Origin of the sequence: Microbacterium sp. 22215 (assembly GCF_052045655.1) — a bacterium.
GTDB classification, from domain to species: Bacteria; Actinomycetota; Actinomycetes; order Actinomycetales; family Microbacteriaceae; genus Microbacterium; species Microbacterium phyllosphaerae.
The window spans coordinates 44,911-57,534 of sequence record NZ_JBQEPC010000013.1; the positions used below are offsets into that span (position 1 = coordinate 44,911).

Annotated in this window: 14 protein-coding genes; 11 read left to right on the forward strand and 3 right to left on the reverse strand. The window is 70.3% G+C overall.

Translation table 11 applies throughout. The features are described from left to right. The first annotated feature begins 9 nt into the window (after window positions 1-9). The 9 genes from ACTJKH_RS17065 to ACTJKH_RS17105 all read left to right on the forward strand — a co-directional run bounded on the left by ACTJKH_RS17065 (window position 10) and on the right by ACTJKH_RS17105 (window position 8,444). A complete protein-coding gene (locus ACTJKH_RS17065) occupies window positions 10-684 on the forward strand; it encodes an FHA domain-containing protein (protein WP_440737900.1) in 675 nt (224 codons plus the stop codon). Window positions 685-795: 111 nt separating this feature from the next. Continuing rightward, the gene (locus ACTJKH_RS17070; protein ID WP_060928559.1) at window positions 796-1,089 is read left to right on the forward strand and encodes a WXG100 family type VII secretion target; all 294 of its coding nucleotides are present in this window, start codon (window positions 796-798) and stop codon (window positions 1,087-1,089) included. 63 nt (window positions 1,090-1,152) lie between these two features. Continuing rightward, a complete protein-coding gene (locus ACTJKH_RS17075; protein ID WP_343848362.1) occupies window positions 1,153-1,587 on the forward strand; it encodes a WXG100 family type VII secretion target in 435 nt (144 codons plus the stop codon). Then, window positions 1,584-1,919: a hypothetical protein gene (locus tag ACTJKH_RS17080; protein ID WP_440737901.1), complete on the forward strand. Its 336-nt coding sequence runs from the start codon at window positions 1,584-1,586 to the stop codon at window positions 1,917-1,919. The genes ACTJKH_RS17075 and ACTJKH_RS17080 overlap by 4 nt, the downstream gene beginning before the upstream one ends. A 4-nt stretch (window positions 1,920-1,923) precedes the next feature. Beyond that, window positions 1,924-6,132, forward strand: coding sequence for a hypothetical protein (locus ACTJKH_RS17085; RefSeq protein WP_440737902.1), 4,209 nt, complete (start codon window positions 1,924-1,926; stop codon window positions 6,130-6,132). Further along, on the forward strand, window positions 6,129-6,557 hold the full coding sequence (locus tag ACTJKH_RS17090; protein ID WP_440737903.1) for a hypothetical protein: 429 nt from the start codon (window positions 6,129-6,131) through the stop codon (window positions 6,555-6,557). Before ACTJKH_RS17085 ends, ACTJKH_RS17090 begins: the two co-directional genes overlap by 4 nt. Beyond that, window positions 6,554-7,453, forward strand: coding sequence for a hypothetical protein (locus tag ACTJKH_RS17095; RefSeq protein ID WP_440737904.1), 900 nt, complete (start codon window positions 6,554-6,556; stop codon window positions 7,451-7,453). The genes ACTJKH_RS17090 and ACTJKH_RS17095 overlap by 4 nt, the downstream gene beginning before the upstream one ends. 35 nt (window positions 7,454-7,488) lie before the next feature. Continuing rightward, complete coding sequence (locus tag ACTJKH_RS17100) at window positions 7,489-7,974, forward strand: DUF6301 family protein (protein ID WP_440737905.1); 486 nt, start codon at window positions 7,489-7,491, stop codon at window positions 7,972-7,974. After that, window positions 7,974-8,444, forward strand: coding sequence for a TY-Chap domain-containing protein (locus ACTJKH_RS17105; protein ID WP_259160538.1), 471 nt, complete (start codon window positions 7,974-7,976; stop codon window positions 8,442-8,444). Before ACTJKH_RS17100 ends, ACTJKH_RS17105 begins: the two co-directional genes overlap by 1 nt. Window positions 8,445-8,468: 24 nt before the next feature. Here the strand turns inward: ACTJKH_RS17105 and ACTJKH_RS17110 are convergent, their stop codons facing one another. Further along, window positions 8,469-8,939 carry a recombinase family protein gene (locus ACTJKH_RS17110; RefSeq protein ID WP_259160537.1) on the reverse strand — a complete coding sequence of 157 codons (471 nt, stop codon included), beginning with the start codon at window positions 8,937-8,939 and terminating at the stop codon, window positions 8,469-8,471. A gap of 52 nt (window positions 8,940-8,991) precedes the next feature. Continuing rightward, window positions 8,992-9,981 carry a malate dehydrogenase gene (locus ACTJKH_RS17115; RefSeq protein WP_440737906.1) on the reverse strand — a complete coding sequence of 330 codons (990 nt, stop codon included), beginning with the start codon at window positions 9,979-9,981 and terminating at the stop codon, window positions 8,992-8,994. 51 nt (window positions 9,982-10,032) lie between these two features. Between ACTJKH_RS17115 and ypfJ the strand changes: the two genes are divergently transcribed. Beyond that, on the forward strand, window positions 10,033-10,917 hold the full coding sequence (gene ypfJ / locus ACTJKH_RS17120; RefSeq protein WP_440737907.1) for a KPN_02809 family neutral zinc metallopeptidase: 885 nt from the start codon (window positions 10,033-10,035) through the stop codon (window positions 10,915-10,917). Between the two features lie 12 nt (window positions 10,918-10,929). On the opposite strand, the gene ACTJKH_RS17125 is transcribed toward ypfJ, so the two are convergent. Beyond that, window positions 10,930-11,562, reverse strand: a complete 633-nt coding sequence (locus ACTJKH_RS17125) for a hypothetical protein (protein WP_440737908.1) — start codon at window positions 11,560-11,562, stop codon at window positions 10,930-10,932. A gap of 49 nt (window positions 11,563-11,611) precedes the next feature. On the opposite strand from ACTJKH_RS17125, the gene pip reads away from it, so the two are divergent. Then, window positions 11,612-12,580 (forward strand): prolyl aminopeptidase, encoded by a 969-nt coding sequence (gene pip, locus ACTJKH_RS17130; RefSeq protein ID WP_440737909.1) that lies wholly within the window; start codon window positions 11,612-11,614, stop codon window positions 12,578-12,580. Window positions 12,581-12,624: the final 44 nt, after the last annotated feature.

Consider the following 12,624-nt stretch of genomic DNA (forward strand, 5'->3'; position numbering starts at 1 on the left):
AGAAAGTCGATGAGCACTCAGTGCCGGTTCTGCGGCGAGGCCGTGCGACCGGACAGCATGTTCTGCCCGTCGTGCGGACAGCTCATCGGCATGGCCGGCAACGCGGTTCCTCCGTTCCCCGGGGGCGGGAAGCCCTCGTCCTCCGCCGCACCCGTCGCGCAGCGGCCCAGCGAGCCGCTCGCTCCCGTGCCACTGCCCGCGCCGCTGGCAGCCGACGCTCCGCCGTCGGCTCCGGCTCCGCAGTCGGCTCCCGCACCCACGCCCGTCGCTGAGCCTCAGGCGGCACCGGCGCGGCCCGCGGACGCGCAGCCCGCGGTCGCGCAGCAGGTGGAGGCGCCGCAGGTGGAGGCTCCTGCTCCGGCGCTCGCCTCGACCGTGACGCTGCCCGACGGTCAGCGCCTCGGCCTCGATCAGATCCTCGTCTTCGGACGCTCTCCCGAGCGCGGAGCGGCGGCGTACCAGGGCGTCCCCATCCGTCTCGACGACCCGGCCCGCGCCATGTCGCGCGTGCACCTGGTGCTGGCACCCGCATCCGGCGCCGTGATCGCGACCGACCCCGGCTCGGCGAACGGCACACTCCTCGAGCGCGAGGGCGTCCAGTACGGGCTCGTGGCCGGCACGCCCACTGCGCTGGTCCCCGGCGATCGACTGCTGCTCGGAGACGCCGTCCTGCTCGTCGCCTGACCCTGCGGGAGGCCCATGGGGAGTTCTCCCCATCGGCTCAGGACACCCTCGTGTGTTACGAATGTACCCGGACCAATTCCGCGGCATCGCCGCACAAGCAGGGGGTATGACATGGCTGAGATCAAGGTAACTTCCGAGTCGCTCGCAGGCGTCGCGAACCAGCTCGCATCGGGTGCGACGTCGATCGAGTCGCAGCTCGGAAACCTCAAGTCGCTCGTTCAGGGCCTCATCGCCGGCGACTGGGGCGGATCCGCTTCGCAGACGTTCAACGAGCTCTACGAGCAGTGGGACGCGGCGGGCATCCAGCTCAAGGAGTCGCTGAACGGCATCAGCGACCAGCTCTCGAAGGCCGCACTCGCCTACGAGGAGTCCGAGAACAACATCGGCAACAGCTTCCGTTCGTAAGTCCATCGGCCCGGTGCGCCGGGTCTGCTGATGTGAGGGGGGTGCCTCGTGGTGCAGTTCCATGTGTCCACACCGGCGCTGGGGTTCTCGGCGTCGTCCATGACCGGAGCGGTCGCGCAGTTCGACGCGCAGCTCGCACAGGTCACGGCCGCGGTGAACGCGGTCGTCGGGTCGACCTGGACGGGGAGCGCAGCTGACGCGTTCCTCGCGGAGTGGACGGAGTTCCTCAACAGCGCGGGGGTGACCCGCGAGGCGCTGATGAGCATCGCGGTGCGCCTGCAGAGCGGGCAGAGCACCTACGACGGCAACGAGGCCCAGTTGACTGCCGCCTCGCGGTCGTCGAACGTCAACATCCGCATGCCCGGCAGTGGCGGCGGAGGCAGCGGCGGCGCCCCTCAGGCGTCTGCCGCGACGGCATCCTTCACCACCGAGAACGTGCAGGCCATGCCTGCCGATGTGACCATCGACGCCAGCGTCACCAGGGGAGACAGCGCATGAGCGGCCTGCACACGTACGAGACGGCTGACATCCGCGGACTCGAGTCCGCACTGAAGCAGCTGCACGGCTACTGCACCGAACTGCAGACGCACGCGGCCGGGGCGACCGGCGCGGTGAGCGCGCAGTGGAGCGGCATCGCGAACACCGAGTTCGTGAACTGCGTGCAGACCTGGCAGGTCGGCGCCTCCCTGCTCACCTCCTTCGCCGAGTACCTCGCCGCCTGGGCCGGTGAAGCCGCCACGCAGTACGAGACGGCGCAGTCGTCGGTCGGCAGCATGTGGGGCGGCGGCGGCGGTGGCGCCGGTGGCGGCGGCGGACCTGTGGCGGTGTGATCCGATGGTGAGAATCGACCCCGCGAAGTACTCCGCGGCAGCAGACGCATTCGACGGCATCTCCCAGCAGGCGCTCAACTACGCGATCGAGGCGCGCGGTTCGCTCAGCGGCTTCGGCGGCATCGCCGGAACCGACCCCGGAGGCGAGTCCTTCGCAGAGTCCTACGACCAGATGGCGGCGGCTGCCTTGCAGACGCTCTACGACATCGCCGTCGCGACCCGCGGCCTCGACAGAGCGCTCATGGCGTCCGGCGGAACCCACGCGCAGGCCAACGCGAACGCCGAGCGCATCGTCTACGACGCGTCGGCCGCATTCGTGCTCCGCCCGGAGATCGCCGAGTCCAGCGTCGCTCCTCCGCCCTCCGCGTTCGGCGGTCGACCCGACACCATGGTGCAGGGCCTCGACAGTGCGGCCGTGTGGGTGTGGGATCAGATCCTCAACTTCATCGGCACGCTGTTCCCCGACGGCGACCCCGAGCAGCTCGAAGCAGCGGGGCGGGCCTGGTCGGGCATCCTCAGCGACATCCAGAGTCTGCGCACCGACATCCGTCTCGCGGACAACTCGCTGGCGGGTATCGACAGCGGCGAGATCGCGGCGATCCAGCAGAAGGTCGACGACTTCGCCGATGGCCTGACCACCTTCCTCAGCGCTGACGAGGGCATCGGTCAGATCGACGACATCTGCGCCGAGTACGCGCAGACCATCCGCGACACGCTCGAAGAGACCCGTCAGATGCTCGCGCAGCTGGTGATCGAGGTCATCGCCGGCGCAGGCCTCAGCTTCGCGCTGTCGTTCGTGACCTTCGGCGCCGCAGGCGTCGCGGGTGCCGCGGCCATCACGGCTCGCGTCATCGCGGTGGGCGGACGCATCGGTGCGCTCGTCGCCCGATGCGTGGCCACCGCCACGCGACTCGCGATGCGGCTCCGCGCGATCGTCCCCGGGCTCGCCCGTGCCGCGACGAAGTTCCCGAAGCTCACGCGTGTCGGCATCGAAGTGGTCTCCGGCACCGGCTCGTCCGTCATCGCTGAGACCGTGCAGGGCGGCGAGGCGAACTACGGTGCGGCCTTCCTCTCCGGCTTCGCCGGCAGCTCGGTCACCGCTGCGCTCACCGCTCCGTTCGGCAGGGCCGGCGAGCGTTTCGTCGTGCAGGCGCTGGCCAACGGAGCCGGTGGGGCAGGCGGCACGGTGGTCGACCTCGCCGTACGCGGCGAAGACATCACCGGTGCGGCCATCGCCATGGGCACCGGACTCGGCGTCGCCGGCTCCGCGCGGCTCCCCGGCCGTCGCAACCCCGGCGCAGCGTCGGGCGGCAACGGCGGCGGTGGCGTGCACGTCAACGACTATGACGGCCCCTCGGGGACCGGCGATGCTGCGAACGCCTCGGGTGGCGACGGCGGTGCTCCGCCCCGCTCCGACTACGACGGTCCCAGCGGCCAGGGCGGCGACGTCAGCGGAAGCGGTGGCGACGGCGGAGCTGCGTCGTCGAACCACGGTGACGCGCCGGCGGCGACCGACATCCACGTCACGCCCGAGAGCAACGGCGGCACGTCCGGCGGCGACAGCGGAACGACCGGTGGCGGCGACAACAGCCCTGCTCCCGACAACAGTCCGGCTCCCGACAACAGCCCGGCTCCCGACAACAGTCCTGCTCCCGACAACAGTCCTGCTCCGGAGAGCACCTCGACGGGCGGCGACTCGTCGAGCTCGACCTCGGGCTCCGACGGCAGTGGCTCGACCACGACCGACGCCCCCGCAGCGCCGGTGGGCAACGGCGGCAACTCGTCGTCGCTCGGAGGTTCGGGCGACTCCGCTCCCGCCGGATCGGGTGATTCCGCTCCCGCGGGTTCGGGCGACTCCGCTCCCGCTGGCTCGGGCGACTCTGCTCCCGCGGGTTCGGGCGACTCCGCTCCCGCCGGATCGGGTGATTCCGCTCCCGCGGGTTCGGGCGACTCTGCTCCCGCTGGCTCGGGTGACTCCGCTCCCGCTGGCTCGGGTGATTCCGCTCCTGCCGGTTCGGGCGCCGGAGGCTCGACGGGCACCGGTGCGGGCACGGCGGGCGACTCCGCCTCGCCCGAGGGCGGCCCGTCGTCGCACGGCGACTCCACCGCGCCGACCGACGTCGACCTCGACCTCGACACCGCGCCCCCCGTCGATGCGGACGGAGACCTCGGCGTCGATCCCACCGCTGACGGCACTGCCGACAGCACCGGCGACGGCGGCGACACCGACGGCGCGGACCCGACGGCCGACGGTGCGGATGCCGACGACGCCCCCGTCCACAGCCCGGCCGACGCCGGTTCGTCGACCGGCGACCAGCCGACGCAGTGGGGCGACGGCGGTCCGGCGCAGGACGCGCACGGACGCGACTACCTCGAACGCGAGGATGGCCGCCGCACCCTCGAGGGCGACCCCGCCGACACGTATCGCGATCGCACCGGTCGTCTGCACGACGAGGACACGCACCAGTTCGTGCCCGACAACAACCGGCCCGACGTCGATGACATGCCCGTCGACCGTGCCGTGCGCGGCGAGACCACGGAGGTCACCCTCGACGGCGACGCGCAGACCGCGCACGATGCCCGGGTCGATCAGCGCAACGATCTGCAGGCCGACGCGAGCGCCGCAGCCACGCGGCTCGACGAGCTCGCCCATGCCGCAGGCATCGACCCGCACGTCCTGCGAGGACGCTCGGAAGACGCCTTCAACACGATCGCCGATCTGCGGACCAGCGGAGACATCACGCCTCGTCAGGCTGCAGATCTGCAGCGATCGGTGAGCGAGGCGCGGACGGCGCTCGCTGACCTGCGCGGATCGTCGGAGTCCCTCGGCGACCAGGCGGCCGGTTCCGTGTCGGCAGCTCGAGGAGAGACGACCATCATCGCCCCGGGCGGTGCGGGCGCGGGCCAGTTCGACCACGTCACGGTCACGGGCGATCCCTCGCCGACCCTGCACGTCTACGAAGCGAAGGGCGGCGGTTCGTCGCTCGGCTACCGTACGGTCGACGGCGTGCGCGCCGAGCAGGGAACGACGTCGTACCTCAACGACATCGCCGGCCGTGACACGCGTCTGCAGGACAACCTCGACGCGTATGTGAACAGCCCGGACGCTGATCCTCGGGTGGTGGAGGCGATCCGCAACGGCACGCTGGACGTGCGCTACGAGCTGGTTCAGGCACGCCCTGACGGCAGCATCCGTGTGACCGAGTTCCAGATCGATCGCAGTCAGGTCCGCGTGCCCGGTTCCGACGCCTCCGCCACGCTGCCGCACGGCAGCGCAGCGAGCGGCACGTCTCCGAGCACTCACGCAGCGGGAACGGCGGCACCGGCTGTCGACGCCGACGTCCGCCCTGCGGCGGCTGCAGACACGACGCACGCACCGCACACCACGCAGGATGCCGGATCCGCGCACACCACGACGGACGGCGCCGCATCCGGTGCGGCTGAAGGCCCCGCCACCGAGGCGACGCCGAGCGGCGGTGAGAACGCCAGCGGTGCGACCGACGGCGACCTCGACGGCGCCGACGGCGGAGACCCCGTCGATCCCGCGAACGGCGGCGGACACGGCGGTGGGCCGGACCGCAGCTCCGACCAGATCATCCGAGACTTCGCGGACGAGCACGGGCTGTCCAACCAGGACCTCCACGACCTGCGGCACACGCCGGCGTCGCAGCTCTCGCAGGACCAGCGCGCTCAGCTGCTCGAGCTTCGCAGCCTCATTGACGCTCCGACGCCGGACACGCACCTGGTCAAGGTGATCCCGTTCGACGATGTCAGCCGCTACCAGTACGGTGAGTACGGGCCGCAGGTCGGCGGATTCGTGGCCCGAGCGAGTGACCTGAACCCGTGGGGCGGACTCGATCAGGTCGTCGCCGACGCCCGTCTGGACTACACGCCCAACAGTGGCCAGACCAACCCGTACACGGTGCCCGGTGCCGACTCCTACGGCTTCATCGAGTTCCAGACGCAGGACGTCGACCTCCTGGGTGTGCCGTTCTCTCCGGAGTTCGGGGGCACCGCCGAGTACGACCAGCCGTTCGCCGGGTCCGGGTTCCTGCTGAACCGCGACGACGTCTGGCGGCCGGAGTACGAGGCGTCCGCGCGGATGGATCTGTCCGAGGGGGCGCGTCTGTGGGCTGTCGGACCCGACGGTCCGCGTCTGGTCGGCATCTACATCCCCGGTCGCGGATTCTTCGCCCCCGGCTCGGGCTCGTGACCGGCGCGCTGGAGAAGCGGGGGCTGCACGCCCGGTGGAAGGGTGCCGACTACCGGCTCGAGCGGAAAGGCTCCGGGTGGGTGCTGCAGACAGACAGGGCGACGGCCGGATTCGAGAAGGTCGCCTTCACGAAGCATGCGCCCGAGCGTTTCGAACGGAAGATCGATCCGACGGAGAAGCTCGAATGCTTCCGGATCTCGCACGCCGGCGTCTACCGCAGGATCGCGGTCGAACTCTCTCCGAGCAACCAGGGTCGAGTCATGGCGGTCACCAAGGATCCGAGGGCGCCCGAGAACGGGTTTGATAGCTTTGAGCGCGACGCCTGGGTGAAGCTCATCCCGGCGGACGATCGGGATCTGCGCATCACCGAGACTCGCACCCCGGTGCCCGCACCGTGGCTGACCGCCCCCGGAGGAAGACCATGACCGAACTCATCCTGGCCGTGACGCCCTCGCGAGGTCGCGCGTGGTTGAGCCAGGGGCTCGGGTGGGTCGCAGGATACGTCGTGCGTCGCGACGACGTGGCGTCGGCGAAGACGCCGTCCGCGCTGTTCGCAGAGCTCGGTCTGGGCTTCCCCGGCTCGCCGTTCACCGCCGACGCCCCGTACATCGACACGCTCCGGATACCGGCCGCGTCGTACCTCGCGCTCGAGTCGCCCGGTACCGGCGACGTCATCCCGCCGTTCCGCGACCACCCGCCGCTCAGCGGCACAGGATTCGTCGAGAGCGCGTCCGCCATGGTGCCGTACTGGTGGCTCGCGCCGAGCGCGCTGCCCGCAGGGACGAGCCTGTGGCGTGCGCACGCCGACGGCCGCGAGGAGATCCTCGCGGGCTATGCCCACGTCGCCGTCGGCTGGGTGTCGGTCCGTCCGGACTTCGGACTCCCGACCGTCCCGCTCCGTTCACCCGAGCTGGTGGGGATCTGGGCAGAGGCTGACGGTGAACGCCTGCTGGCCGATGTGCTGCCCGATGGCACGATCATCCTGTGCTCGCCCGAGCAGCGCGAGGGTATGCAGCAGTCCCCGCGCGGGGTCTGGTGGGCCGCGACGTCGCGCGACCGGGTCGACCGCGTCTACGCCGTGCGCGTCGTCGGACGCTGGCAGAATCGCCGTGTGCAGCTCGTCGGGCTCGAGCGAGGCGAGTCGGGGGATCGTGCGCACATCGTCTTCCTCGGACACGATGCGATCGACGCCGAGTCCCTGGGGCTGACCAAGTCGGACGCCGGCGTCTACGAGGGTGTCGTCTCGGCATCCGAGATCTCAGGCCTCGGCGAGGAGCAGACCGAGATCCTCACTGACGCCGCCGCAGGCGCAGCGGAATGACCGTCGTCAGCAGACGTGATCGATAGGGTTCTTCTATGAGCTGGAAAGCAATGACTCCCACCGAGGTCTGCGACATCGTCGACTTCTGGACAGCCGCTCCGTGGCCGCTGACCGAAGACGAGGCGCAGCAGCTGGCCGTCGAACGCCTCGGCTGGAGCATCGAGGTCGAGAACGGCACGCGGTATCTGATGAACACCGTGACGGGGCTGACCGTGCCGGACGTGATGACGATCGCCGTCAAGGATCAGATGCGAGAGCTCTCCTTCGACACCACCGACACGATCCGCGACGTCACGCCCGAGTCGACGGCATTCCTCGGCGACAACTTCGCCCTCATGGTGCGCGAGGGTGAGGCCCGCTGGGGCAAGCCCGATCTGCGGAGAACCGACAAATGGACCACGGCGCGCTGGGACGCCGCCGGGGGGTCGCGCGTCGCGTTCAACTTCCTGCCGCGCGGACTGAACGTGCGCTTCGAGACGCCGCAGGGCGCTGATGTCGAGCGGAAGCTCGGTGATCGCTGATGTCGGACTGGGATGACTTCGGGACGCGACTCGCGTCGACCTTCCGCCACGTGTCCGACCGGGTCTTCCTGATCGTCGCCTCCGAAGCCGATCCTGCGCGCTACGTGCAGTTCGCCGGACAGGCCGATCGGCTCGACGCCGAGGCTCCGGCGACGGACGTCGTGGCGGATGCCGACGAGTCGGTGCTGAGCGCCGCCGGCTGGACCGCGCCGACCGTCGCGCAGCCGAACTGGTCGTCGTCGCTGGGCCTCCCCGCCCTCACCTCCGAGTACGCGCAGCTGGCGGAGCGCTGCGTCGTCGCGCTGCGGGATGCCTACGGTGTCGACAGCCCCGACGAGCTCGGCTATCGCGCCTGGCGCGAGGCGGAGCGCATGCCGGAGGGTGAGACGTGGTCCGCCGAGCGCGTCGAGCGGATGGACCGTGGCGTCGAATCGCTCGAGCTGCTCGGTCTCGGGCTCGCCTCGAGCTGATCGGCCCCGAACCGCCCGCAGCGGTCAGCGGGTCGCGTCTGCCAGGTGACGGGCGTTGTGGTTCAGCACCTTGACGATGATGCCGTGGCTGCGGAGGTCTTTCGCGGTGCGAGCACCCTCTTCGGCATCCCGGCCGAGGGCGTTGATGTTCGCGACGACGAGCACGTCGCCGGGCTTCAGCGTGGCGATGAGCCGCGTGAGTCGATCGCTCCAGCTCTCGAGGATGTCGGGCGCGGGATGACGGAAGCCTTCGATCGGCACGCCGAACCGGGTCAGGTCGTCACGCTGCTCGACCACCGACGGCATTCCCTCGCGTGCCACCACGAGTCCGACCAGGCGTGACCCGTCGGGGCGGGCGAGCCAGAAGTCACGGTTCTGCTGCAGCTCGGTGAAGCACTTCGGGCACTCCGCAGCGGCGTGCGGCAGGTGCAGCGGGCTCGTCAGGGCATCCTCGACGGATGCCGTCGCCTTCATCGGATCGATCGTCTCGCTCATCGCGCACCTCCGGCATCCATTCTGCCCTGCCCGGCCCGTGCGTGGTGACCTTTCAGAGCATCCCGAGGGCTCGAACCGCGTCGCGCTCCTCGACGAGCTCGGCGACCGAGGCATCGATGCGCGCCCGTGCCCGGTCGCTGATCTCGAGTCCCTCGACGATCCGCCACTCTCCGTCGACCGAGCGCACCGGGAACGACGAGATCAGGCCCTCCGGCACGCCGTACTCGCCGTGCGACACGACGGCTGCCGACGTCCAGTCGTCGGTGCCGCGCACCCAGTCGCGCACGTGCTCGATCGTCGCGTTGGCGGCGGATGCGACGGACGAGGAGCCGCGCACCTGGATGATCTCGGCACCGCGCTTGGCGACCCGGGGAATGAACGTCTCGTCGAGCCACGTGGGCACGTCGCCCACGATGGCCTCGAGGGCGTCGTTCACCGGTCGCCCGCCGACCGTCGCGTACGTCACGTCGGGGAACTGCGTGGCCGAGTGGTTGCCCCAGATCGACACGCGTCGCACCGTGTCGACCGGCACCGCCAGCGCCTGTGCGAGCTGCGCCCTGGCGCGGTTCTCGTCGAGGCGGGTGAGCGCGGTGAACCGTTCGGCGGGGACGCCGTCGGCGGATGCGGCGGCGATGAGCGCGTTCGTGTTCGCCGGGTTCCCCACCACGGTCACGCGCACGTCTGATGACGCGTGGGCGGCGATCGCCGCACCCTGCGGTCCGAAGATCCCGGCATTGGCCGCCAGCAGGTCGCCTCGTTCCATGCCGGGTCCGCGCGGGCGCGCGCCGACGAGCAGCGCGAGGTCGCAGCCGTCGAAGCCCACGGCGGGGTCGTCGGTCACCTCGACGTGCTCGAGCAGCCCGAAGGCGCCGTCCTGCAGCTCGAGCGCGGCGCCCTCGGCGGCGCCCAGACCCTGCGGGATCTCGAGCAGTCGCAGCCGCACCTTCTCGTCGGGGCCGAGCAGGTCTCCGGCGGCGATGCGGAAGAGCAGCGCGTATCCGATCTGTCCGCCTGCACCGGTCAGCGTGATCGTGGTCGTCATGACACGAGCCTACGACCGTGAGCGGGCCGTGTCGCAGAGTACCCTCGTGGCATGACCTTCAACCCAGATGCCGATGTCTCGGGCAACACCGCCCGCCGTCGAGGCCGCGGCGCCGTCGTCGCCGGAGCCGGCGGAGTCGGCCTGCTCGCAATCATCGCGCTCATCGCCGGTCCGCTGCTCGGCATCGACCTGACCGGGTTGCTCGGCGGAGGCGGCACGACCGGCGGCGGGTCGGAGCCGCAGGGCGGCAGCGTGATCGAGAACTGCCTGACTGGCGAGGACGCCAACGAGAACGTCGACTGCCGGGTGGCGGCCTCGCAGCTGGCCCTCGACGGCTTCTGGGAGGACGAGGTCGACCCGTACCGCGCGCCTCAGCTCGTGATCGTCGACGGTGCGACCTCGACCGCGTGCGGCACCGCCTCGAACGCCGTGGGTCCCTTCTACTGCCCGCCGGACGAGACCGTCTACATCGACCCCACGTTCTTCGACCTCATGCAGCAGCAGTTCGGAGCATCCGCGGGAGACCTCGCCCAGCTCTACATCGTGGGGCACGAGTGGGGCCACCACATCCAGAACATCACCGGCGTCATGACGGATTACCCCAACAACGGCACCGGCCCAGACAGCAACGGTGTGCGCATCGAGCTGCAGGCCGACTGCTACGCCGGAGCGTGGATCGGGCAGATGACCAGGGAGAAGGACAAGAACGGCGTGCCCTACCTCCTCGCACCGACCGAGACGGAGCTCGAGGATGCTCTGAACGCGGCGAACACGGTCGGCGACGACAACATCCAGCAGCAGTCGTCGGGCACGGTCAACCCCGAGAGCTTCACGCACGGCACCAGCGTGCAGCGCAAGGCGTGGTTCGCGGACGGATACCAGAACGGCCTCCAGGTGTGCGGGCAGCCTCTCACCGTGTCCGGAGACGAGCTCTAGAGGTCGCTCACCTCAGACGCCGTCGATGCTCGTCTTGCCGAGCGATGCGGCCAGGTCGTGCTTCTTCGCGTCGAAGTAGCGATCGGGCGCGATCGCGAAGGGCTCGGTGTCGATCCAGAGCTTGTCGTCGCCGTCGACGCGGATCAGGCCGACGTACATCGCGCGATCCGCAGCCGATGACCAGATCGTGAGCAGACGCTGGTCGCCGGCATCCTTCTGCACCGCTCGGAGCGCGGAGATCACGCCTGCGCTGTCGGCGCTGCCCTGGCGAAGCGCTGCGAGCACCTGCTCGATCGGGAAGCCGGGGCTGTAGCTGTGGATCACGGGGTTCAGCAGCACCCCGCCGCCCTTCACCCGCCACCGTCGAGCGCCGACGAAGATCATGACGATGCTGGCGACGAAGATCACCGGCGGCAGCGCGAACGCGGCGGCGATGGCGAGACCGCCCCTGATGCGCCCGCCCAGCAGCTCGACCGTCCCACTCGGGTTGAGGTAGACGAGCAGCGCCAGCACCACCATGATCCCGGCGACGATTCCCCAGCCCATGGTCTTGCGCGGCGAACGCTCGGGCTCGAACAGGTCGGGGCGCGTGGCGAACCAGGTGTACAGGTTGCGCGACTTGGAGCGCAGGGGCGTGAAACTCATCTGATCACGCTAGCGTGGTCTCTGTTGGACTGCTTTGACCCGGGGGTCGATGACGATGAGCCTGGATGCGCTGTATCCGCCGATCGAGCCGCACGAGAGCGGCGAGCTGCTCGTGGGCGACGGGCACCGGATGTACTGGGAGGTCAGCGGCAACCCCGAGGGCAAGCCCGTCGTGTTCCTGCACGGCGGCCCCGGAAGCGGCACGTCCGCCTGGCAGCGCCGGTTCTTCGACCCCGAGGTGTATCGCATCGTGCTGCTCGACCAGCGCGGCTGCGGACGCAGCACCCCGCACGCGAGCGCGCCCGACACCGACCTCCGCTTCGTCACCACCGCGCACCTGATCGCCGACATCGAGCTGCTCCGACGCAACCTCGGCATCGAGAGGTGGCAGGTGTTCGGCGGGTCATGGGGGAGTGCGCTCGCGCTCGCCTATGCGCAGGCGCATCCGGATGCCGTCAGCGAGCTCGTCCTGCGCGGCATCTTCACGCTGCGTCGCGAAGAGCTGGAGTGGTTCTACGAGGGCGGTGCCGCGGCGCTCTTCCCGGACCTGTGGGAGGAGTTCCTCGCTCCGATCCCGGTGCTCGAGCGCTCGCACATGATCGAGGCCTACCACCGGCGCCTGTTCGATCCGGATCCCGCCGTGCATGAGCCGGCGGCGGTCGCGTGGTCGCGGTGGGAGGCGTCGACCGTCACCCTGCGCCCGGACGCGGCCCAGATCGAGGCGATGTCGGACCCGCGCACCGCGACAGCGTTCGCCCGCATCGAGAACCACTTCTTCGTGAACCGCGGATGGTGGTCGGAGGGGCAGCTGATCGCCGGGGTCGACGCCATCCGGCACATCCCGACCGTGATCGTGCAGGGCCGCCACGACGTGTGCACGCCGATGATGACCGCATGGGATCTGCACACGGCCTGGCCGGAGGCGGAGTTCGTCGTGGTCGACGACGCCGGTCACTCAGCCGCCGAGCCCGGCATCCAGCGCGCGCTGCGCGCCGCGACCGACCGCTTCGCGCACTGAACCGACGCTGCCGGAGGCGACCGGGCGCGGTGAGCGGGAGCGAT